Source organism: Bradyrhizobium sp. Ec3.3 (assembly GCF_000472925.1).
Lineage (GTDB): Bacteria > Pseudomonadota > Alphaproteobacteria > Rhizobiales > Xanthobacteraceae > Bradyrhizobium.
Genome location: NZ_AXAS01000002.1, coordinates 238,130 through 259,775 on the forward strand (window position 1 = coordinate 238,130; position 21,646 = coordinate 259,775).

Sequence of the window (21,646 nt, forward strand, 5' to 3'; positions counted from 1 at the left end):
CGCCCGCACTATTCCCAGGACCAGGCCGAGAAATCGTTCTCGAACTGCGGGACTTCCTTCCAGACACCCTTCAGCTTCTTGCTGGTAACGGTGACCCATTGCGGCTGGAACAGGAAGCCGGCAACCGCATCGGTTGCCAGCATGCGCTGCGCATCGCCGAGCAATTTTGCGCGACCGGCCTCGTCCGGCGTCGTCACGATCTGCTTGTAGAGCGCGTTAAAGGCCTCGTTGTTGTAGCCGAGATAGTAGTCGGGCTCGGTCAGCTTCACGAGATCGAACGGTTCGACATGGGAGACGATCGTGAGATCATAGTTGTGCGGCCCGTTCGGCGCGAACACCTGCGACAGCCACTGCGCCCATTCGACGTTCTCGATCTTGGCGGTGATGCCGACCTTGGCGAGCTGCGCCGCGAGGATCTCGCCGCCCTGCCGCGCATAAGGCGGCGGTGGCAGCTTCAGGCTGATTTCGAGCGGCGCGGTGACGCCGGCTTCCGCCAGCAGCTTCTTCGCCTTCTCGGGGTCGTAAGGATTGACGCCGGTGGTGTCGACATAGCCGAGCGAACCCGGCGTGTAGAAGCTGCCGATCGGCGTGCCGTAACCTTCAACCGAGCCGTCGATCATCGCCTTACGATCGATCGCGGCGAGGATGGCGCGGCGCACCCGTACGTCGTCGAGCGGTTTCTTCTTCTCGTTGATGGCGACGATGGTCTTGGCCTTGGAGCCGCCGACCAGCACGGTGAAGCGCGGATCGGACTTGAACTGAGCGACGCCGCGAGTCGTGACGCGCGGAAACGCGTCGACGTCACCGGACAGCAGGGCAGCAATCTGCGCCGCGGGATCGCCGATGAAGCGGATCGTCACCTTGGACAGCTTGATCGCCGGGGCATTGCGATAGTCGGCCCATTTGTTGAGCGTGATCGAGGAGCCCTTGACCCAGGCGCCGAGCTGGTACGGCCCGGTGCCGACCGGCTGGGTCACGTTGGTCGCCGCGCTCTTCGGCTCGACGATCGAGGCGCTCGCCTGCCCGAGCAGGAACGGCAGGTTCGGCTCGGAATATTTCAGCGCGACCACGACCGTGTCGGCGTCCGACGCGTCAACCTTCTCGAAGCTCTGGAACAGGCTCTTGTCCTTGTTGGTGCTGTTCGCGGCCGCGTTGCGCTCGAACGAGAACTTCACCGCCGCGGAATCGAACGGCTCGCCGTTCTGAAACTTCACGCCCTTGCGCAGCTTGAACGTATAGGTCTTCAGGTCGGGCGACGCCGTCCAGCTCTCCGCGAGCAGCGGCGACACCGAGCCGTCCTCGCTGATCTTGGTCAGCGTCTCATAGATGTTGTAGAGCGTGACTTCGGCAATCGCCGCCGCGGCTGCGTTGGTGGGATCAAGTCCCGGCGGCTCCAGCGTCATGCCCATGACGACGCTGTCCTTCTTGCCCTGCGCCAGAGCCGGTAGCGACGCCGCGGCGAACGCGGCAGCTAGTGCGACGATGGTGAATTTCTTGAACATATTTTCTCTCCCCGGCCGGTAACCCGATCAATCCATGCCAATCCGCAGCCTGACGCTAACCGACCTCCGCGGTCACGGCCGGCAGCGCCATCACCTGTTCCGCCTTGTGGCAGGCCGCAAGATGCGTCTCTCCGACCCTGCGTAGCGCAGGGGCGGCCTCGCGGCAATGCTGGTCGGCGAGCGGACAGCGGGAAATATAGGGGCATCCGGTCGCAGCTGATGATTGCGAGGCGATCGCCTGCGCGCCGCGGCGGCGGCGCACACGCCCGCCGCGCGCGCGCGGCACGGCATCCAGCAGCGCGCGCGTATAGGGATGGGCGCAATGTTCGAACAGGTCCTCCGGCCGGCCCTGCTCGACGATCCGGCCGAGATACATCACCGCGACCTCGTCGCAGAGATAGTCCACGACCGCGAGATCATGGCTGATCAGGATGTAGCTCAGGCCGAACTGCTCCTGGAGGTCCTGCATCAGGTTCAGGACCTGTGCCTGTACGGAGACGTCGAGCGCGGAGACCGGCTCGTCGGCGACGATCAGCTTCGGCTGGGTGATCAACGCGCGCGCAATCGCGATGCGCTGGCGCTGGCCGCCGGAGAATTCGTGCGGATATTTGTCCATGTCCGCATCGCGCAGGCCGACCTGCCGCAGCACCGCTGAGACCCGCGCGCGCAGCGTCGCACGATCGGTCCGCTCCAGTGCGGTGAGCGGCTCGGCGACGATGCGCGCGATCGTCTGGCGCGGATCGAGCGATCCGTACGGATCCTGGAACACCATCTGAAAATCGCGCCGCGCGCGGCGGAGCTCATCTGCGGGCAATTGATTGAGGTCGCGGCCGAGCAGCTCTACCCGCCCCGACGTCGGCCGCTCGAGCGCCATCACCACGCGGGCAAAGGTCGACTTGCCCGAGCCGGATTCGCCGACCACGCCGAGACTTTTCCCCGCCTCGATCCGCACGCTCACGCCGTTGAGCGCCAGCACCTGGCCGGGCGGCCGGAACAGGCTTTCGCGCGGCAGCGTGTAGCGCTGCACAAGGTCGTTCACGTGGAGAAGCGGCGTGGCGGTCATGCGGACACCGCCCCTACGCGATCAGCCATCGATACGTCCGTCCTGATGCAGCGCACGCCATGGCCGGGGCCGACGTCCACCACCGGCGGAGGCGCCGCGCGACAACGATCGATCACCAGCGGACAACGATCGGCGAAGGTACAGCCGGACGGCAGATCGGCAAGCTCGGGCACCGTGCCGGTGATGGTCTTCAGCCGCGTTCCCTTCCGCGCGCCGAGCTGCGGCCGGGCGCGGAACAGGCCTTGCGTGTAGGGATGACCCATGCGCCTGAACACCTCGTCGGTCGGTCCGCTCTCGACCACGGTGCCGCCATACATCACCATCATGCGCCCGACGTTCTCGGCGATGACGCCGAGATCGTGCGAGATCAGGATCATGGACATGCCCCGCTCCTCGACGAGATCGGCAATGAGATCGAGGATCTGCCCCTGGATGGTGACGTCGAGCGCGGTGGTCGGCTCGTCGGCAATCAACAGATCGGGCTCGCAGGCGAGCGCCATGGCGATGGTGACGCGCTGGCGCTGCCCGCCGGAGAACTGGTGCGGATAGGCATCGACGCGCTTTCCCGCGTCCGGAAGCCCGACGCGGTCGAGCAAGGCGATCGCCTCGGCGCGTGCCTGCGCCGCCGAATAATTCTTGTGGCGCCGGAGCGGCTCGGCGACCTGATGCCCGATCGTGTGCATGGGATTGAGGGCGGTCATCGGCTCCTGGAAGATCATGCTGATGCGGTTGCCGCGCAGCTTGCAGTAATCCGCGTCCGAAAGCTTGACGAGTTCGCGGCCATCGAGGCGGGTGCTGCCGGTGACCACCGCGCTATCAGGCAACAGGCCCATCAGCGCGAGCGCGGTGACCGACTTGCCGCAGCCGGATTCGCCGACCAGCCCCAGCGTCTCGCCGCGCCTGAGAGAAAAGCTGATGCCGCGCACGGCCTGCGCCGGGCCACGGCTCGTGTTGAGACGGACGCCGAGATTGTCGACGTCGATCAGCGGCGCGTTTGCGGGATTGCCCATCGTCACCGCTCCCGCGCCAGACGGGGATCGAGCAGATCGCGCAATCCGTCGCCGAGGATATTGAGGCCAAGGACGGCGACCGCGATCGCCGCGCCCGGATAGACCGCAAGCATCGGCGACTGGAACAGCAGCGTCTGCGCGTCGTTCAGCATGCGACCCCAGGACGGCTGCGGCGGCTGCGTACCGAGCCCGAGATAGGACAGCGCAGCTTCGGCCAGGATCGCGAGCGCGAACTGGATCGTCGCCTGTACGATCAGGATCGACAGGATGTTCGGCAGCACGTGCTCGATGGTGATGCGAAAAGCCCCCTTCCCCGACGCGCGCGCCGCCAGCACGAACTCGCGCGCCCAGATCGCGTTGGCCGAGCCGCGGGTGACGCGAACGAAGACCGGGATCTGGAAGATGCCGATCGCGGTGATCGAGGTCAGCATGCCGGGACCGACCACCGCGGCGAGCATGATCGCCGACAGCACGGCCGGAAACGCGAAGGTAAAATCGCTCATGCGCATGATGAGCTCTTCCGTCCAGCCTTTGCGCGCGGCGGCGATCAGTCCGAGGCAGACACCGAAAGTCAGCCCGATTCCGACCGCGATGATGCCGACCAGGATGGTCGAGCGCGCACCGACCAGCAGCAGCGAGACGATATCGCGGCCGAAGGAGTCGGTGCCGAGCCAGTGCGAGAACGACGGCGGCTTGAGCTTCGAGGCGATGTCGATTTCGTAAGCCGACCAGGGCGTCCACACCAGCGAGAGCAGCGCCGAACCGATCACCAGGAGAACCAACGCGCCGCCCAGCACGAAACTGCGATGGCGGAACGCGCGGCGCCAGAAGCCGGTCGCGGGCCGCGAGGGAGCTGAAGTCGTCGGCAGGCCGACGGCAGCGGTCAGTGGATCGCTCACAGGTCGTGAACCTTGATGCGGGGATCGATGAAGGCATAGAGCACATCGACCACGAAATTGACGATGACGACCATGGCAGCCAGCAGCATCACGCAGTTGCGCACCACGATCAGGTCGCGATTGGCGATCGACTGGAAGATCAGCCGGCCGAGGCCGGGCAGATAAAAGACGTTCTCGATCACGATGGTGCCGGCGAGCAGATTGGCGAATTGCAGGCCCATCACGGTCATCACGGGGATCATCGCGTTGCGCAGCACGTGGCTCCAGAGCACCTCGCGCTTGCCGAGCCCCTTGGCGCGCGCGGTGCGGACGAAATCCTCGCGCAGGACTTCCAGCACCGCCGAGCGCGTGACGCGGGCCAGGATCGCGGCCTGCACCACGGCGAGCGAGATCGCCGGCAGCAGCAGCGATTTGACGCCGGGCCAGATGCCGTCGTCCCAGCCGGCAAAGCCGCCGGCCGAGAGCCATTGCAGCTTCACCGAGAACAGCAGGATCAGCAGAATAGCGAACCAGAAGTTCGGCAGCGCGATGCCGACCTGGGTCAGCGACATCACGCCGACATCGCCGAGCCTGTTGTGGTTGGCGGCGGTGTAGATGCCGGCGGCGAGCGCGAGCGTCACCGTGATCAGCATGGACATGATCGCGAGCGGAATGGTCAGCACCAGCCGCTCCCCGATCAGGCCGGCGACGGGCGTGCCGTAGACATAGCTGTTGCCGAGGTCGCCCACCGCCATGCCCTTGACCCATTGCAGGTAGCGCACGGTGAGCGGTTGATCGAGGCCGAGCTTGATGGTCAGCGCCCGCACCGCATCCGGCGAAGCATCGGCGCCCATCAGCATCTGCGCGGCGTTGCCAGGAAGCGCGTCCAGCACCAGGAAAATGATCAGGGATGCGCCGACCAGCGTCGCCAGCAAGGTCACAAGCCGCCTTAGGACAAATACGCTCATGCGCTCTCAGGTTCAGGCTCGGGAATTCAAGGCTTCCCCCGGCACGATCAACATGTCCCGGCGCCGGACGCAAGTGCCTTGGTGCAAGTGTCTTGGTGCATGTGTCCCACCTCAGCCGGGCCGGCGGGACAAAAGATCGTGCGAGGCCTCGAACAGCGCGCTCACGCGCAACAGCTCGGCATCGTCGCGGAAGCGGCCCACGAGTTGAAGGCCGATCGGCAGCCCGTCCCGGCCGAACCCGCAAGGCAGGCTGATCGCGGGGTGACCGGTCATGTTGAACAGCATGGTCCAGGGGAACCAATGCGGCCGGACGCTGTCAAAACTCCGGCCGTCGATCTCGATGGTACCGAACAGGTCCTGGTCGATCGGCAATGCCGTCCGGGTCAGGGTCGGCATCGCCAGCAAATGGCCCCGCGTGAGCAGCGATTGCACACGGCGGAATAACGCCGTGCGCGCGAACATCGCCTCCTGGTAGTCGACGCCGCTCACCTTCGTCGCGAGCGCGAGTTGCTTGAGGAACGCTTCGCTCAACTCGTCCTTGTGGTCGGCCGCGAGCTTGGAGAAACGCGTCCGCCAGACGGTGTGGTTGATCGCGCGCCAGATCGGCTCGATGTCGAACCCCTCGCCGGAGAACTCCTCGAGCTCCGCGCCGAGACCCGCCAGCTGGTCGAGGCCTGACTTGAAGGCATTGGCGACATCGGCCGAGACAGGTCGTCCGGGCGGCGACAGGCAGTACATGATCCTCTGCCCGCGCAGATCGCCGAGCTGCGCGGCCGTACCAATGAAATCGGGCGCGGGAAGACCGATCGACCAGGGATCGCAGGCATCCTCCCCGGCCATGGCCTGCATCATCAAAACGGTGTCCGCGACGGTCCGCGTGGTCGGCGTGACATAGGTCTGGTTGCCGAAGGCATCCTGCACCTGGCTGTGCGGAATGACGCCATTGCTCTGCTTCAGGCCGACGACGCCGTTGCAGGCCGCGGGAATCCGGGTAGAGCCGCCGCCATCGGTTGCGATCGCCAGCGGCGCGATGCCGCTAGCAACCGCCACCGCCGCGCCGCCGCTGGAGCCGCCAGAGGAGCGCTCGGCACTCCAGGCGTTGCGAGTGCGGCCGAACAGCGGCGAGTCGGTCAGACATTTCGAGCCGAATTCCGGCGTCGTGGTCTTGCCGATCAGGATCGCGCCGTGGGCGCGCAGCCGCGCCACCGCCACGGCGTCCTCCTCCGGCACATTGTCCTTGTAGGGAACGGCGCCGAAGGTGGTCTTCACGCCCTTGGTGTTGACGATGTCCTTGACGGTAACGGGAATGCCGTGAAGCAGGCCAATCGGGTCGCCCGCCATCACCTTGCGCTCCGCCTCGCGCGCCTCGACAAGCGCCTCGTCGGCGCACAGGGTGATGAAACAGTTCAGCTTCGGCTGCAATGCTTCGGCGCGGGCGAGCACAGCCTTGACGATCTCGACCGGCGAGGCCTGCTTGCGGGCAATGAGGTCGCGCAGATCAACCGCGGACAGCAGGCAAAGGTCGCCGTTCATTATCAAACCATGCTCCGGAAAGCCGGCCCGCGTTGGCCGATGGCATTGACAGCGAGAATGGCACCCATGTTAACTCGCCGTCCAATACGATTTTGACGGCCAACCCATACGTTTTCAGTATGCCTATGGATCTTCGCCGGCTCCGCTACTTCGTGGCGGTGGCCGAAGAGCGCAGTGTCGGCAAGGCCGCGGAGAGGTTGCGGATGGCGCAGCCACCGCTCTCGGTCCAGATTCGCAAGCTCGAGGCCGAAATCGGCACGCCTCTGTTCCATCGCGGCACGCGCGGCATGGATCTGACCGAGGCGGGGCTCGCGCTGTTGTCGCGGGCAAGCGAAGCCCTTGCGCTCGCCGCCGAGGGCGTCGAGGCCGCGCGCGCCGTGGCGGCCGGACGGCGCGGTCGCCTCGCGGTCGGATACATGTTCGTTCTTGCGAATGCAGTCCTGCCGCGACTCGTTCCGGAATTGCGCCGGTCGCTGCCGGGGGTCGATCTCGACTTCGTCGAATTGAGTGCATCGACGCGCGAGAGCATGCTGCTCGACCGGACCGTCGCCGCCGCCCTGAGCATGCCCGCAATCCGCCATCCGGAAATTCAGGCAAGCCAGATCGGCAGCCAGCGGCTGATGCTTGCGGTTCCGGCGCGTTCGCCGCTCGCTCGGCTTGCGACCGTGCCGGTGACGAGATTGCAGGGGCGACCACTCATCGCGCTGCCGCGGCCGGATGAAGAGCCGACCTCCTCTGCGGTCGCGGCGCTCTTGCGACGGCACCAGGTGGTGATGCCGATCGCGAGCCGGGTCGAAACCGTGCACTCCGCGCTCAGCCTCGTTCTGGCCGGCGAAGGCGTTGCGATCCTGCCGGCCTGCGCGCAGCTTGCTTCGCCGCGCGGCATCGTCTTCAGGCCATTCCTCGACGCCGCCGATGCCATCGAGATCGCAGTCTGCTGGCGGCGGGATTCGCTGAGCCCGCTCATCCAAAGCTTTCTCAAATGCGCCGAGAAGGCGGTCGCGCGGATCTGACGCGCGAAGAGCTACCAGCGCCAGTCGATCTCGCTCAGGCGCGGCGGATCGGCGCCGGGCCGAGTGCAGGTGAAGCCGGCGCAATTGGCCGCGAAGGACAGCGCGCGGCGCAGCTCATCGGCGCCGATGTCCGCGAGTTGCTGCCGACGCAAGCGCGCCTGCTTGTGCAGGGCGAACAGCAGCGCCGCTTGAAAGCTGTCGCCAGCGCCGATCGTGTCCGCGACCGTCACCTTGGGCGCGGCGACATCGATCTTCCCCGCCGTCTTGTGCCAGGCGACGGCGCCGTCGATGCCACGGGTAATGACGACGAGGCTCACGCCTTGCCCAAGCAACGCATCGGCCCTCTGCTGGTACGGCTCGTCACGATAGAGATAGGTGAAATCGACGTCGGACATGCGGACGATATCGGCGTTCGCAGCGAATTCGGCCATGCGCGCGGCATAGGACGGCTTGTCCTTGACGAGGTTGGGCCGGCAGTTCGGATCGAACGAGATGGTGGAAGACGCCCGCGCGTCTGCAATCAGCGCCCCGGTCTCGGCCGCACCGGTGTCGTTGACCAGCGTCGTCGAGCCGACATGGAGCGCTTCGATGGTCTCGAACGGAATGGACCCGCGCCGATAGGTCCAGTTCCGCGTCGCGGTCTCGGCGTCGTAGAAGGCGTAGTGCGACTCGCCGGCAACGATGCGCACGAAAGCGAGCGTTGTCTGATGATCGCTGCGCGCGGCGTAGCGGAGATCGACGTCGGAGGCTTCGGCATGCGCCGCGATCATCTGCCCGAACATGTCGGTCGAGAGGCCGCCGACGAAACCGGTCGGCGCGCCCAGCCGCGCCATGCCGATCGCGACGTTGAGACAGGAGCCGCCGACCGCAGGCATCACGGCCTCACGGCCGTCGGCTGCGCGCGTCGGCACGAAATCGATCAACGCATCGCCACAACTGAGCAGCATCACCCGTACCCTTATCCCGCCCTTATCCCGGCAGCGTCAGCTCGAAGCCGGCCATAGCTTCGCGGCTGCCGCAGTCGACCTCGCGCAGCATCTTATAGGCCTTTCGCTTGCGGCTGTGAAACTCGGCCATGCCGGGCGCTGTAGGCTCGCTGAGGCGGCCGAGCGCCGACATTTTGGCCATGGTCTCGCCGATCGAGGCGAAGGCGCCGCCGGCGACCGCGCCAAGCATGGCGGCACCGAGCAGCACCGGCTCCCTGGTCTGCGGCAGCGCGACGGTCAGCCCCGTTGTATCCGCCATGATCTGCCGCACCAGCGGGCTGCGGCTCGCCCCACCGCCCATGATCATGATGCTGGAGTGAACACCGTGCGCGGCAAAGGCCTCGTTCACCTCGGCAAGACCATAGGCAAGGCCGCAGAGCCCGGCGACGAACAGGCGCTCCATCGCGCCGATGTCGGTATCGAGATCGAGGCCCGTGATCACCGCGCGCGTATCGGGATCGGCGTAGGGCGAGCGGTTGCCGATGAACTCCGGAAGAACGTGGATATCGCGTGCCAGCAGCGCGGCACGGCTCACATCGCCCGCGCGCGCGATGATGCGCTTCTCCAGGAAGTCGATGATATCAAGCCCGTCCTTGCGTGCGGCCGTGCTTGCCTCGGCATATCCCGCATGGGACCTGAGAAGGTGGTCGATTGCAGCTCCCGCAGCCGACTGCCCGCCCTCGTTCAGCCAGAAATTCGGCACCATGCCGGAGTAATAGGGCCCCCACACGCCGGGAACGAAGCACGGCTCCGTGGTCGTCGCCATGATGCAGGCGGATGTCCCCATGATGTAGGCGAGGCGGTCGCAGACATCGGCGGTGCCGCCCGAGGCATCCCGTCCGCCGATCGCGCCGATGCCGCCGGCGTGGGCATCGATCAACGACGCGCCGACCGGGGTTCCGGCACTCAATCCCAGATCAGACGCCGCCGTCCGGGTCAGGCCCGTCCCGAGCCGCGTCCCGGGCGCGACGATCTCGGTGCCGATGCGGGCGTATTTCTCGGCGACGAAGTCCGACAGCCCGATGCGCTGGAAGAACGGCGCACTCCAGCCGCCGCCATCATGCGCCAGGTAGTTCCATTTGCAGGTCACCGTGCAGGTCGAGCGCTGGAGCGAGCCGGTCGCGCGCCAGGTCAGATAGTCCGCAAGGTCGAAAAAATGGCCGGCGGCATCAAAACTCTGGCGCAGATGCCGCTTCAGCCATAGCAGCTTCGGCATCTCCATCTCGGGTGAGATCGAGCCGCCGACATAGCGCAGCACATCGTCCTGCGTGTCATTGATCAGACGCGCCTCGGTCGTGGCGCGGTGGTCCATCCAGACGATGACATTGCGCTGGCTGTCGCCGGAGCCACTGACCGTGACCGGCTCGCCGTCCTTGCCGAGCACGACCAGCGAGCAGGTGGCATCGAACCCGATGCCCTTCACGGAGTCGGGCGCGATGGCGGCCTCAGCCATGGCCGCGCGGACGGATTTGGAGCAAGCGTCCCAGATGTCCGACGACGATTGCTCGACGATATCGCCGGCCTCGTGCCAGATCCTGATCGGATGCCGCGCGGTCGCCAGCAGATTCCCGGCCTCGTCAAAAACCCCTGCCCGCGTGCTGGTCGTCCCGACATCGACACCGATATACGCCTGCGGCATTGTCGCTCCCGTCAATTTTGACGAGGAGCCTACCAGCAAGTGTAACCGCCATCCACTAGCACGATGCTGCCCGTCATCAGGCTCGCGGCCTCGGAGCTCAGAAACAGCACGACCGAGGCGATCTCCTCCACCTGCCCCATCCGCGCCATCGGAGTTCCACCGATCCAGGCGTCATACATTCTGGGATTGCTTTTCACGAAGGCGTTCAACGGCGTTTCGATATAGGTCGGCGCGACCGCGTTGACGCGGATGCCGCGCGCCCCCCATTCCGCGGCAAGCGATTTTGTCAGATGATGCACCGCGGCCTTGGAGGCGTTGTAGAAGGACTGCTCCTGCGGCTTGTTGACGATGAAGCCCGACATCGAGCCGACGTTGACGATGGTTCCCGCTTTTGCCTTCAGCATGTGCTTGCCGAATTCGCGGCAACACCAGAAGGTCCCATTGAGATTGACGTCGATGACGTTGAGCCAGTGCTCGTCGGTGACGGTCTCCGCCGGGGTCTCGCTGCGGGCAATGCCGGCATTGTTGACGAGGATATCGACCTTGCCGTGACGGGCGACGAGATCGTTCGCCACGTCGGCGACGCGCCTGGTGTCGGTCACGTCCATGACGACGGTCTCGGTATCGTAGCCCTTGGCCTTGAGGCCGGTTTGAGCGGCCTGGGCAACCTTGCCGTCACGGTCGGCAATGATCACCTTCGCGCCGGCTTCCGCCAGCGCCTCTGCGCAGGCGAGCCCGATGCCCTGCCCGCCGCCGGTAATGATCGCGGTCTTGCCGTTCAGCTTGAATTTTTCCAGGTACATGTTGCTCTTCCCGTTTCTTGTTCGCCCAGCTTGTCAGCCCCGGATCGCGTTGCCGCTCTCGTTGAAGCGGTGAATGCGCGCAGGTTCGGGCACCAGCGACACGCGGTCGCCGGCATGCAGGCTCAACTCGCCGATATAGCGGGCGGTGAGCATGCCGAGCTGGCCGGCGTCGACATAGAGAAAAGTGTCGCTGCCGAGATGCTCGGCGACCGCAATCGTGCCCGGCCAGCCGCCTGCACCATCGCGCTCGATCTTCAAATGCTCGGGCCGCACGCCGATGGTGAACGCGCCGCGCTGAAGGGCAGACTCGCCGGTGACGAAGTTCATTTTTGGCGAGCCGATGAAGCCCGCGACGAACAGGTTGGCGGGCTTCTCATAGAGATCGAGCGGCGAGCCATATTGCTCGATTTTTCCGCCATTGAGCACCACGATCTTGTCGGCCATCGTCATGGCCTCGACCTGGTCATGGGTGACGTAGATCGCGGTGGTGCCGAGCTGCTTCTGAAGCCGCGTCACCTCGATCCGCATCTGCACGCGCAGCGCGGCGTCGAGGTTCGACAGCGGCTCGTCGAACAGGAACGCCTTGGGTTCGCGCACGATCGCGCGCCCGATCGCGACGCGCTGGCGCTGGCCGCCGGACAGCTCGCGCGGCTTACGCTCGAGATAGGGCGTGAGGTTCAGGGTCGCGGCCGCCGCTTCGACCTTGCGGTTGATCTCGTCCTTTGCGAGGCCCGCCATCTTGAGTCCAAAGCCGATATTGCCGCGCACGCTCATATGCGGGTACAGCGCGTAGGACTGGAACACCATGGACAGACCGCGCTTGGCGGGCGGAACCGCGACGACGTTCTTGCCGTCGATCAGGATCCGTCCATCCGTCACGTCTTCGAGCCCGGCGATCAACCGCAAGAGCGTGGTCTTGCCGCAGCCGGATGGACCGACGAACACCACGAAGGAACCGTCCGCGATATCGAGGTCGGCGCCCTTGATAATGTGCACGGGCCCGAAGGCTTTCTGCACGCCTTGAAGTGTGATTTGACCCATGATGCGACAGCCCTTTCGCTACTTGACCGCGCCAAAGGTGAGCCCGCGCACGAGCTGCTTCTGGCTGAACCAACCGAGGACGAGAATAGGCGCGATTGCCAGCGTCGAGGCGGCCGACAATTTTGCCCAAAACAATCCCTCGGGACTCGAATAGGAAGCGATGAACACCGTCAGCGGCGCCGCCTCTGATGTCGACAGGTTGAGCGTCCAGAACGCCTCGTTCCAGGCGAGGATAAGGTTGAGCAGCAAGGTCGACGCCAGGCCAGGGATTGCCATTGGCGTCAACACATAGACGAGCTCGCGGCCGACGGTGGCGCCGTCCATGCGCGCCGCTTCCAGGATGTCGCGCGGAATCTCCTTGAAATAGGTGAAGAGCATCCAGATCACGATCGGCAAATTGCCGAGGCACAGGATGAAGATGAGGCCGATGCGTGAATCGAGCAGGCCGACGTTCTTGTAGATCAGGTAAATCGGCACGAGCACGCCAACCGGCGGCATCATCTTGGTCGAGAGCATCCAGAGCAGGATGTCCTTGGTGCGCTTTGTGGGCGAGAACGCCATCGACCACGCGGCCGGAATGGCGATCAGCAGCGCGATCAACGTCGAGCCGCCGGCGATGATGATCGAGTTCAGCGCATGGTGGAGGTAGTCGCTGCGCTCCTGCACCGTCGCGTAATTTTCGAGAGTCCAGTGGAAGAACAGGAATGAAGGCGGAATGGCGAAGGCCTCCAGCTCGGTCTTGAAGCTTGCGAGCACCATCCAGAGGATCGGGAAGAAGATCAGGAAACCGCAAAGCCAGGCGGCTGCCGTAGAGACCGCGACCCGCTGCGTCGTTGCGATGCGTGCCATGGTCTAAGCCTCCAGATTGCGGCCGACGATGCGAACGAGGAAGAAGGCGACGATGTTGGCGATCACCACCGCGACCAGGCCGCCGGCCGAGGCGCTGCCGACGTCGAACTGGATCAGCGCCTGCGAGTAGATCAGGAAGGCTATGTTGGTCGTCTGGAGGCCGGGTCCGCCGCCGGTGGTGACGAAGATCTCGGCAAACACCGTGAGCAAAAAGATGGTCTCGATCAGGACTACCACCGTGATGGGGCGCGCGAGATGCGGCAGCGTGATGTAGATGAAGGTCGAAACCCCGCTCGCGCCATCCATCTCGGCGGCTTCCTTCTGCTCCTCGTCGAGCGATTGCAGCGCGGTCAGGAGGATCAGGGTCGCGAACGGCAGCCACTGCCAGGCGACGATCAGGATGATGGCGAACATCGGCATGTCGTTGAACCAGTCGATCGGCGTCAGCCCGAACACTTTTGCGAGCCAGGCAAACAATCCGGAAACCGGATGCATCAGCAGGTTCTTCCAGACCAGCGCACTCACCGTCGGCATCACGAAGAACGGCGCGATCACCATCAGCCGCACGATGTTGCGACCGACCACGGGCTGATCGAGCAGGAGCGCCAGGGGAATGCCGAGCAAGATGGTCAGCACCAGCACCGAGCCGACCAGCACCAGCGTGTTCTGGAGCGAGGCCAGAAAGGCCGGATCGGTGAGAAAGTAGCGGAAGTTTTCCAGGCCGACGAACGCTTCGGAGCCGGGATCGAGCAGGCTGTAATGCAGCGTCGAGAAATAGAGCGTCAGCGCGAGCGGGACGATCATCCAGATGAACAGCAGCCCGACGGCCGGGGCCAGGAGCGACCGCGCAAGATACTGGGTCTGCCGGGTTGCCATTGTCAGCTTCTCCTCTTCCGGGAAGAAGGCGGCCATCCATCCCAAGAGGTGGATGGCCGCAGGTTAGGCTCTCAGGAGGGTGAGCCTTGGTCTTACTTGATATAGCCGGCGCGCTTCATCTCGCGCTCGGTCGTGGATTGCGCCGCCGAAAGCGCGGCATCGACGGTGGTCGATCCGGACAATGCGGCGGAGAACTGCTGCCCCACCTGCGTGCCGAGACCCTGGAACTCGGGGATCGCGGCGTATTGCACGCCGACATAAGGCACCGGCTTCACGGTCGGCTTGTTCGGGTCCGCCGCATCGATCGAGGCCAGCGTCAGCTTCGCGAACGGTGCAACCTTCAGGTAATCAGGATTCTGGTAGAGCGAGGTCCGCGTGCCCGGCGGCACGTTGGCCCAGCCCTCCTTGGAAGCCACGAGCTTGGTGTAGTCCTTGCTCGTCGCCCAGGCGATGAACTTCTCGGCAGCGTCCGTCTTCTTCGAGCCGGCCGGGATCGCCAGACTCCAGGCCCACAGCCAGTTTGCGTTCTTGCCGAGCCCGGTGTTCGGCGCCAGCGCAAAGCCGACCTTGTCGGCGACCTTCGATTCCTTCGGATTGGAGACCATGGACGCCGCAACCGTCGCGTCGATCCACATCGCGCACTTGCCGGCGTTGAACAGCGCCAGGTTCTCGTTGAAGCCGTTCGAGCTCGCGCCGGGAGGGCCGGCTTCCTTCATGAGATTGACATAGGTCGTCAGCGTCGTCTTCCATTCCGGCGAGTTGAACTGCGGCTCCCACTTCTCGTCGAACCAGCGCGCGCCGTAGGAGTTCGACATGGCGGTCAGGAACGCCATGTTTTCGCCCCAGCCGGCCTTGCCGCGCAGGCAGATGCCGTAGACGCCGGCATTCTTGTCGGTGAGCTTCTTGGCCGCATCGATCACGAAATCCCAGGTCGGGCTTTCCGGCATCTTCAGGCCGGCCTTTTCGAACAGATCGGTGCGGTACATCATCATCGAGCTCTCGCCGTAGAACGGCGCGGCGTAGAGCTTGCCGTCGACGGAGACCGCATCCTTGATTTTCGGCAAGAGGTCGGCGACGTCGTAGTCGGCGCCGAGATTCGCGAGCGGCACCAGCCAGCCCTTCTTGGCCCAGATCGGCACCTCGTAGGTGCCGATGGTGAGGACGTCGAACTGCCCGCCCTTGGTGGCGATGTCGGTGGTGACGCGCTGGCGCAGCACGTTCTCCTCGAGCGTCACCCACTTCACGTTGATGTCCGGGTTCTTCGCGGTGAATTCGCTGGTCAGTCCCTGCATGCGGATCATGTCACTGTTGTTGACGGTGGCGATCGTCAGGGTCGTTTCGGCCATCGAGGGAACGGAAAACAGCAGTGCAGACACGCCGCAGACGGCGCCTAGGACTTTTTTCACGGTGACCTCCCTTAACTCGCGTTTTGAGCATATGCCCACGCGTTGGGCGTATGTTCAACTCAGGCCGGCGCTTTGTCAAGCAGGCGCGCGCGCCCTCCCCTCAATTCCGGGTGGTGCAGTGCAAGAGAGATGGTGGTGGAGATGCGCCGCGACGCCGCGGCTTCAGCGCTCGAGGATCGCGCGGGCGGTCGCTTCGTCCGTGATCAAGCCGTTGATCAGGCGGCCGTTCAGCGCGGCCGAGATCGCCGACACTTTTGCCGCGCCGACCGCAGCGCCGATCGTCGTGGTCTTGACCGGCACCTCAGGCGGGATGCTGGTGAGGCGCTTGTTGGTGCCGCCCTTGAGCAGGCGGCCCTTGGCGTCATAGGCCCAGCCGGTGATCTCGCCGATGGCGCCGAGCCGCATCATCTCGAACAACTCGTCGCGGGTGACGAAGCCATCAACGTGGACCTGCGCTTTCTGGTCCATCTGGCCGATGCCGACGAGCCGCAGGTCGGCTTTGGTTGCGATCGCCTTCACCTTCGCGATCGGCTCGATCCGGCCCATCTTGTTGCGCTCGTCCTCCGAAGACATCAGGAACGGCAGCGGCATCGGATAATGCCGCGCGCCGGTGCGGTCGGCCAGGCGCCCGACGGTGTCGTAGAAGCTCGCCGAACCATCGGCGGAGATGTTGCCGACCAGCGAGACGATCTGGTGATTCGGTCGCTCGATCGGGGTGACGCGCTCGACCGCCGCGCGCACCGCGCGCCCCGTCCCGAGCGCGACGATGACGGGGGTCTCCGAACGCAGCGTCGAGTCCAGGAGGTTGGCGCAGCGCTCGGCGATCCCTGCGGTCGCCTGCGGCGCCGCCGGGTCTGTCGGCACCACCTCGCAATGGGCAAGCTCGAAGCGCGCCTTCAGCCGCGAGGCCAGTTCCATGCAGGCGGCAATGGGATGTTCGAGGCGAAAGGTGATCAGGCGCTCGGCCAGGCACAACGAGACTAGCCGCTGCGCCGAGGCGCGCGAGACCTGGAGCATTCTGGCGATCTCGTCCTGCGTGTGACCGGCAATGAAGTAGAGCCAGCCGGCGCGCGCGGCATCGTCGAGTCTGGATTTTTCGTTCTCCACCGCCATGGCCGGCGTCACGCGTCCTTCCAGAAATCACTCATCTGCGCGAAGACCCGATCGGCTCCGGCGGCGGTCAATATAGCGCGGCCGTCGCGGGCGCGATAATGGCTGCCGCCGACAAATCCCCAGACCGTCATGCCGGCCGCCTTGGCCGCCTGCACGCCGCTGACGCTGTCCTCGATGACCAGCGCACGCGCCGGATCGGTGCGCATCTTCTCCGCGGCATAAAGGAAGAGATCGGGCGCCGGCTTGCCGTGTCGCACCATCTGCGCCGTGTACAGCCGGTCGCCGAAATGCGGCTTGAGACCGGTGACTTCGAGGGAAAGCGAGACGCGATCGATGTCGCTCGACGAGGCGACGCAAAACGGCCTGTTCAACTCCGATACCAACGCGCCGATCCCGGGGATCGGCCGCAATGCACTTGCGAAGGTGCTCAGCACCCTCGACTTGAAGCGAGGCAAGAAGCTTTCCGGCACGACCTGTCCGAGATCCCGATAATGCTGCTCGATCGCCTTCGTGCTGCGCCCGAGGAACAGCTCGAGCGCCTGCTCCGCACTGAGCACGATGCCGAATTCGGACAGCACTTCCGACAGGCAGCGACAGCTCAGGAGCTCGCTGTCGACCAGCACGCCGTCGCAGTCGAAGATGATCAGATCGGGCCTGGTAGCGTCCATCGTGACATTCGATCATATACTCACGCGCTGAGCAATAGCTCACCGTGCGGCGTTGCGCCCGAGGCAGGAAACGGTGGCTGGGGGAGTGCATGCGAGGAACGTCAGCGACGAAGCCATGAGGGGAGCAAGGTGGGAGACCCACATTGCGTAAGACGCATGTCACTTGCAGGCGCGGGTGGGCACCGCCCGACGACAGATGATGGGAAGCCCCCGCCCCTCAAATCCGGATTCGTCACAGTTTTGTTTTTTGCGGCGCCACCGAATTCGCGGCAGCGAGCGCTGCCCTGCGATCATGAATCAGATTCTCAAGACGATGGGCCGCAACATTCAGGGTGGCAGCATCCAGAGCTTGTTCATCGTCGTCCGTCCTGGCGCGTTGCGCGCGCAAGACCTCGTCGATCTGATTTTCGATCTCCAGCAATTCCGAGGCGTTTCCGACGTGCCGTATCCGTTGCCCCAACGCATAAAGCGTGTCGAGCGCCGGCTCGCTCGGCTTCAGCTCGCCGGATCGGAGAAACCGCCAGGCCGTCGCGAGCACTGTGACAAGCGCGCCAAGCGCCATTGGTGCGAGAAAGATGGCGTTGCTCCACTTGTCCAGGAACGTGAGCTGATTGCCATTGTAAAACTCCGCCGCTCCGGCATGGACGGGAAGAAAGGCGCCGGCATCGGTGTCCGGCGCCTTGAACTGCGCAAGAATTGGCAATTCGGCCAGAAGGTCCCTGCGAGCGGTCGTAATGGCTTGCGTGAAGCCGGCAATCATATCGTTGTCGAGGCTCTTCTTGCCGACCAGATAGAAGGCGGTCTGAAGCGTGGTCACATCGTCTTCGGGAACGGGAGGGGATCCGCGCAACGTGCCCTTGGGGATGTCGAAGCTCTCGTAGGCTCGTTCCTTCTCGGCAATTGCTCCTGCGCTCTCGATCGGAATCAGAACCGGGGCGGTCTTCGCGTTCTGAGGGAACAGCCCTCGCACCAGCGACAGGTATTTGTCGCTCAGCGGCATCACGAACAGGACGGCACGTATCTCCTTGGTTTCGAGCGCCCGGCGGACCTGATCGAGCGCAACGCCCTTGAACGCAACGTTGGCGCGGTCAAGGTCATATGTCCTTCTCAAGACGTCGACGAGTTTCTGATTGGTGTCGCTACCGACCACCCCCACCGTGGTGCGCTTCAGGCCCGCCATGTCGGTGATCGCGGAGCCCGGAGGCGCAACGAGCATCGCCACCGCCTGGGCCAGGACCACAATGGCCTGCGCATGCGAGAGGTCGCCGACATCGCCGCGAACGACGGCAAGGTCCGTCTTGCCGGAGGAGAACGCTGCCGCGGATTCGATCAGGCCGCTGGTCTCCACCACCTTGAGCCGCACCGGCGCGTTATTGACGACAAGTCTACTCGCCAACGCCGATACGATTTTTGGCGCGTCGCCGTCCAGCGACCCGACCGCGATCGATAGGGTCACCGGCCGGACGTACCAGCGGTACGCGATGAGGCTTGCAGCGGCGGCGAGGATAACCAGGCCCGCGACGACCGCGATGCGCAGCCAGATTGGAAGCTTGATCGTACCCTTGCCCAATCTCGACACGTCCTCGATGTTGAAGGTGACCATTCACTAAGGGACGACCGAGCGCCGTCTTGCGACACGAGCAGAGGCGGCTCTTTGAGCCGCCCCTTGTCGTCGCCATACGGGTTTCCTACTGACAGACGTGCATCAGGCCGTCATCGCCTTTGATCAGGCTGCCTGGATCACAGACGATTCCATAGCGCGCCTTGTAGCCAGCCCATCCGTTGACGCCGTACCAGGGACCGTTCGCGGGATAGGCCCTTTGCAGGTAGAACGGACTGGTCTGGATGGCGCCGCCGCCATAATAGGCATTGGCCGCCAAAGCCCCGCTACCGACGTAGGGCCGGCCGCCATAGTAACCGGTACCACCCCAGCCCCAAGGCTGGGTGGCGGCGACGGTTGCCGTGCCAGCCGCGCTTGCAAGGCCGGCGTAGTTGACCGCCATCGGGCCTGCAATGCCAGCCGAGTCGTACTGGTACGCGGCCCGCCGGTTTTGCCGGCGTGCAACACCCGCAACGCTCACTGGAGTGAGCGGACGACCGACTCGCGCCTGAGCACTGTCGATCGATAGCGAGACGCCGCGTTGCTCAGTCCAGCTGAAGGAGAGCAATGTCGCGCACGCGAAGGTCGAGGTCGCTATTGCAATTTTTTTCAAACTCATCTGGTTCATGGATTGGCTCCACGGTTTCCTGCCCGTCGGAAACGATGTGCCCTCGCGATCGGTGCGCGCCTTGCGCTAGATCAACGTTTCCTCACGCGAGTTTTCTTGCCCCCAATCGGGCCAGCAGCACTGACGCACCGGCCTCTTGCGGCTTTCCCGGGCCTTAATGTGCCACCTGCCGGTAGATCGCCGGCAGTGCCGCAGGCAGCCGGCGGATATTGCCGACGATCGCGTAGCCGCCACGCCCGAACAGGGTCGGAAAATAGGATTGCGCCGTCGCGTCGACCGTGACGCCGAACACGGCAATGCCGAGCCGGCGCGCCTCCTGCACGGATTTACGGGTGTCCTCGATCGCAAAGCGCCCCTCATAGTGATCGACATCGTTCGGCTTGCCGTCGGTCAGAACGAGCAGCAGCTTCTTGCGCTGCGGCTGGCGGGCGAGCCCGGCCGCTGCATGGCGCACCGCCGCGCCAATGCGGGTGTAGTAGCCAGGCTTCAGCGCCCCGATCCGGCGCTCCACTGCCCCACTCATCGGCTCGCCGAAGGCCTTGATCGTCTCGAGCCGCACCCAGGAGCGCCGGCGCGAGGTGAAGGTCAAAATGCTGTGGTGATCACCGCAGGCCGAAAGTCCATGCGCGAGTACCAGAAGCGCCTCCTTCTCGACGTCGAGCACGCGGTGACCATCAACCCACGCGTCCGTCGACAGCGAGACGTCGACCAGCAGCGTGACGGCGAGATCATGGCCCTGCGGCCGCATCGCCAAATGGACGCGGTCGAGCGCGCCGCTGCCGGCGCGAAGGTCGCAACGCGCGCGCACCAGCGCGTCGAGATCGAGGTCGTGCCCATCGGCTTGCGCGCGCATCAATTCGTGGCGCGGCCGCAACACCTCGAACCGGCGCCGCACCTGGCGGATGTGGCAGCGCATGGTCTCATCCGGCGCCCAGCTCTCGCCGATCTCGGACGCCGCAGCGGCAAGGACGCGGCAATGATCGGGCAGATAAGTTCCGCTACGATAATCCCACTCGGGATAGGTGAGGTCCGCGTTCAGCCGCGATGCGTCGAGGGCTTCCGGCGGCAGGTCGAGATCGAATTTGAGCCGGGTTGCGGGCTTGCCGCTGCGGCGGCTGAGCGTGATTTCTTCGAGATCGTCAGCCGCCTTCTGTGCGTCCTCATCCTCGCTGTCATCGGCGGGGCGATCGACATTGACCATCTCGGCCATTGCGAGGATCTTTTCGAAGCGGTTGAGCACGAAGGGATCTCGGCGGCTCGCATCCTCGTCGCGCTCGCGTACGGCGAAGCGCTTGCGATCGTCCGCTGGCGCAGGTTCTGCGCCCTGCGCGTGCTCATCGTCGCTTGCGCCCGCGGTCGAGAGCTCGCGCGCCCAGCAATCGCCCCATAGAGGGCACGGCAGAATGGAGCGATATCCCGGTGGCGCCTTTGTCGGCAGCGCGCCCGTGCCGGCCATGGCCTTCCACAGTTCGCCTGAAGGTGGCTTGCGCGCGCCGAGCAAGGCGAGCACGATCTCTTCCATTTCCCGTTCGATGCGCGGCAGTGGCCGGCGCGGACGCGCCAGCGCCGTTGCCGCGGCGAGCTTCGCGTAGTCATCAGCCAATCCGGGAAACTGCGTGAGCACCCACACCGCCGTCTCGCTGGCCCGTCGCAGCGTCAAGAGATCGCGCCGCAGCGGATCAACCTCGTCGATCGCCTCGATCGGCGCGGTCGCGAACCAGGCGGCGAGCCATCGATAGAGCGACACATTCAGCGCGCGGTCCTCGAAAATCGCGATGCTATCAGGCAGAAAGATGGTAGCGGCATCACGCCCCGGCTGCTCGAGGCGCTCATCGCCGAGCCCGATGCGCTGACGCCAGCCGAGCCTGTGGCCGGAGCGGCGCGCGCCGGCGCTCGCGATCTGCACGCCGGCTTCGCCACCGAGCGCGCGGAACATCACGGCGATCCGCGGGCGAACCTCGGCCAGCGAAACCGCATGCTCGGCATGGACCGGATAGCTCGCGGTGCCGCCAACCAGGCGATGCCAGGCACGGCCGACCGTCTCTTCCAGCTCGAGGAAGTCGAGCATCG

Annotated in this window: 19 protein-coding genes; 1 reads left to right on the forward strand and 18 read right to left on the reverse strand. The window is 65.0% G+C overall.

The genetic code is table 11. From position 1 onward, the window contains the following. Nucleotides 1-8 precede the first annotated feature (8 nt). The 6 genes from YUU_RS0103600 to YUU_RS0103625 all read right to left on the reverse strand — a co-directional run bounded on the left by YUU_RS0103600 (nucleotide 9) and on the right by YUU_RS0103625 (nucleotide 6,954). On the reverse strand, nucleotides 9-1,502 hold the full coding sequence (locus YUU_RS0103600) for an ABC transporter substrate-binding protein (protein ID WP_027521128.1): 1,494 nt from the start codon (nucleotides 1,500-1,502) through the stop codon (nucleotides 9-11). Between the two features lie 55 nt (nucleotides 1,503-1,557). Then, the gene (locus YUU_RS0103605; protein WP_027521129.1) at nucleotides 1,558-2,565 is read right to left on the reverse strand and encodes an ABC transporter ATP-binding protein; all 1,008 of its coding nucleotides are present in this window, start codon (nucleotides 2,563-2,565) and stop codon (nucleotides 1,558-1,560) included. Continuing rightward, nucleotides 2,562-3,575 carry an ABC transporter ATP-binding protein gene (locus YUU_RS0103610; RefSeq protein ID WP_027521130.1) on the reverse strand — a complete coding sequence of 338 codons (1,014 nt, stop codon included), beginning with the start codon at nucleotides 3,573-3,575 and terminating at the stop codon, nucleotides 2,562-2,564. The genes YUU_RS0103605 and YUU_RS0103610 overlap by 4 nt, the downstream gene beginning before the upstream one ends. 2 nt (nucleotides 3,576-3,577) lie before the next feature. After that, nucleotides 3,578-4,474 carry an ABC transporter permease gene (locus YUU_RS0103615; protein WP_027521131.1) on the reverse strand — a complete coding sequence of 299 codons (897 nt, stop codon included), beginning with the start codon at nucleotides 4,472-4,474 and terminating at the stop codon, nucleotides 3,578-3,580. After that, complete coding sequence (locus YUU_RS0103620) at nucleotides 4,471-5,421, reverse strand: ABC transporter permease (protein WP_027521132.1); 951 nt, start codon at nucleotides 5,419-5,421, stop codon at nucleotides 4,471-4,473. The genes YUU_RS0103615 and YUU_RS0103620 overlap by 4 nt, the downstream gene beginning before the upstream one ends. Before the next feature lie 111 nt (nucleotides 5,422-5,532). Next, on the reverse strand, nucleotides 5,533-6,954 hold the full coding sequence (locus tag YUU_RS0103625) for an amidase (protein WP_027521133.1): 1,422 nt from the start codon (nucleotides 6,952-6,954) through the stop codon (nucleotides 5,533-5,535). Nucleotides 6,955-7,079: 125 nt separating this feature from the next. On the opposite strand from YUU_RS0103625, the gene YUU_RS0103630 reads away from it, so the two are divergent. Then, the gene (locus tag YUU_RS0103630; RefSeq protein WP_027521134.1) at nucleotides 7,080-7,967 is read left to right on the forward strand and encodes a LysR family transcriptional regulator; all 888 of its coding nucleotides are present in this window, start codon (nucleotides 7,080-7,082) and stop codon (nucleotides 7,965-7,967) included. Nucleotides 7,968-7,978: 11 nt separating this feature from the next. Here YUU_RS0103630 and YUU_RS0103635 read toward each other — a convergent pair whose 3' ends face one another. From YUU_RS0103635 to YUU_RS0103690, 12 genes are all read right to left on the reverse strand, one after another. Then, a complete protein-coding gene (locus tag YUU_RS0103635; protein WP_027521135.1) occupies nucleotides 7,979-8,914 on the reverse strand; it encodes a carbohydrate kinase in 936 nt (311 codons plus the stop codon). A 22-nt stretch (nucleotides 8,915-8,936) separates the two neighbouring features. Continuing rightward, the gene (locus YUU_RS0103640) at nucleotides 8,937-10,592 is read right to left on the reverse strand and encodes an FGGY-family carbohydrate kinase (RefSeq protein ID WP_027521136.1); all 1,656 of its coding nucleotides are present in this window, start codon (nucleotides 10,590-10,592) and stop codon (nucleotides 8,937-8,939) included. Between the two features lie 29 nt (nucleotides 10,593-10,621). Next, nucleotides 10,622-11,395, reverse strand: coding sequence for an SDR family NAD(P)-dependent oxidoreductase (locus YUU_RS0103645; RefSeq protein WP_027521137.1), 774 nt, complete (start codon nucleotides 11,393-11,395; stop codon nucleotides 10,622-10,624). A gap of 33 nt (nucleotides 11,396-11,428) precedes the next feature. Next, complete coding sequence (locus YUU_RS0103650) at nucleotides 11,429-12,436, reverse strand: ABC transporter ATP-binding protein (protein ID WP_027521138.1); 1,008 nt, start codon at nucleotides 12,434-12,436, stop codon at nucleotides 11,429-11,431. An 18-nt stretch (nucleotides 12,437-12,454) separates the two neighbouring features. Then, complete coding sequence (locus YUU_RS0103655) at nucleotides 12,455-13,285, reverse strand: carbohydrate ABC transporter permease (RefSeq protein WP_027521139.1); 831 nt, start codon at nucleotides 13,283-13,285, stop codon at nucleotides 12,455-12,457. Between the two features lie 3 nt (nucleotides 13,286-13,288). After that, nucleotides 13,289-14,161 (reverse strand): carbohydrate ABC transporter permease, encoded by an 873-nt coding sequence (locus YUU_RS0103660; RefSeq protein WP_027521140.1) that lies wholly within the window; start codon nucleotides 14,159-14,161, stop codon nucleotides 13,289-13,291. Nucleotides 14,162-14,253: 92 nt separating this feature from the next. Continuing rightward, nucleotides 14,254-15,507, reverse strand: a complete 1,254-nt coding sequence (locus YUU_RS0103665; protein WP_245287949.1) for a sugar ABC transporter substrate-binding protein — start codon at nucleotides 15,505-15,507, stop codon at nucleotides 14,254-14,256. A 222-nt stretch (nucleotides 15,508-15,729) separates the two neighbouring features. Next, nucleotides 15,730-16,680 (reverse strand): sugar-binding transcriptional regulator, encoded by a 951-nt coding sequence (locus YUU_RS0103670; protein WP_027521142.1) that lies wholly within the window; start codon nucleotides 16,678-16,680, stop codon nucleotides 15,730-15,732. Between the two features lie 8 nt (nucleotides 16,681-16,688). After that, on the reverse strand, nucleotides 16,689-17,348 hold the full coding sequence (locus YUU_RS0103675; RefSeq protein WP_027521143.1) for an HAD family hydrolase: 660 nt from the start codon (nucleotides 17,346-17,348) through the stop codon (nucleotides 16,689-16,691). A gap of 232 nt (nucleotides 17,349-17,580) precedes the next feature. Continuing rightward, complete coding sequence (locus YUU_RS0103680) at nucleotides 17,581-18,918, reverse strand: TAXI family TRAP transporter solute-binding subunit (protein ID WP_371260471.1); 1,338 nt, start codon at nucleotides 18,916-18,918, stop codon at nucleotides 17,581-17,583. 118 nt (nucleotides 18,919-19,036) lie between these two features. Further along, nucleotides 19,037-19,576: a hypothetical protein gene (locus YUU_RS61010; protein WP_245287937.1), complete on the reverse strand. Its 540-nt coding sequence runs from the start codon at nucleotides 19,574-19,576 to the stop codon at nucleotides 19,037-19,039. Between the two features lie 154 nt (nucleotides 19,577-19,730). Next, nucleotides 19,731-21,644: a nitric oxide reductase activation protein NorD gene (locus tag YUU_RS0103690; protein ID WP_027521145.1), complete on the reverse strand. Its 1,914-nt coding sequence runs from the start codon at nucleotides 21,642-21,644 to the stop codon at nucleotides 19,731-19,733. Between the last annotated feature and the right edge of the window lie 2 nt (nucleotides 21,645-21,646).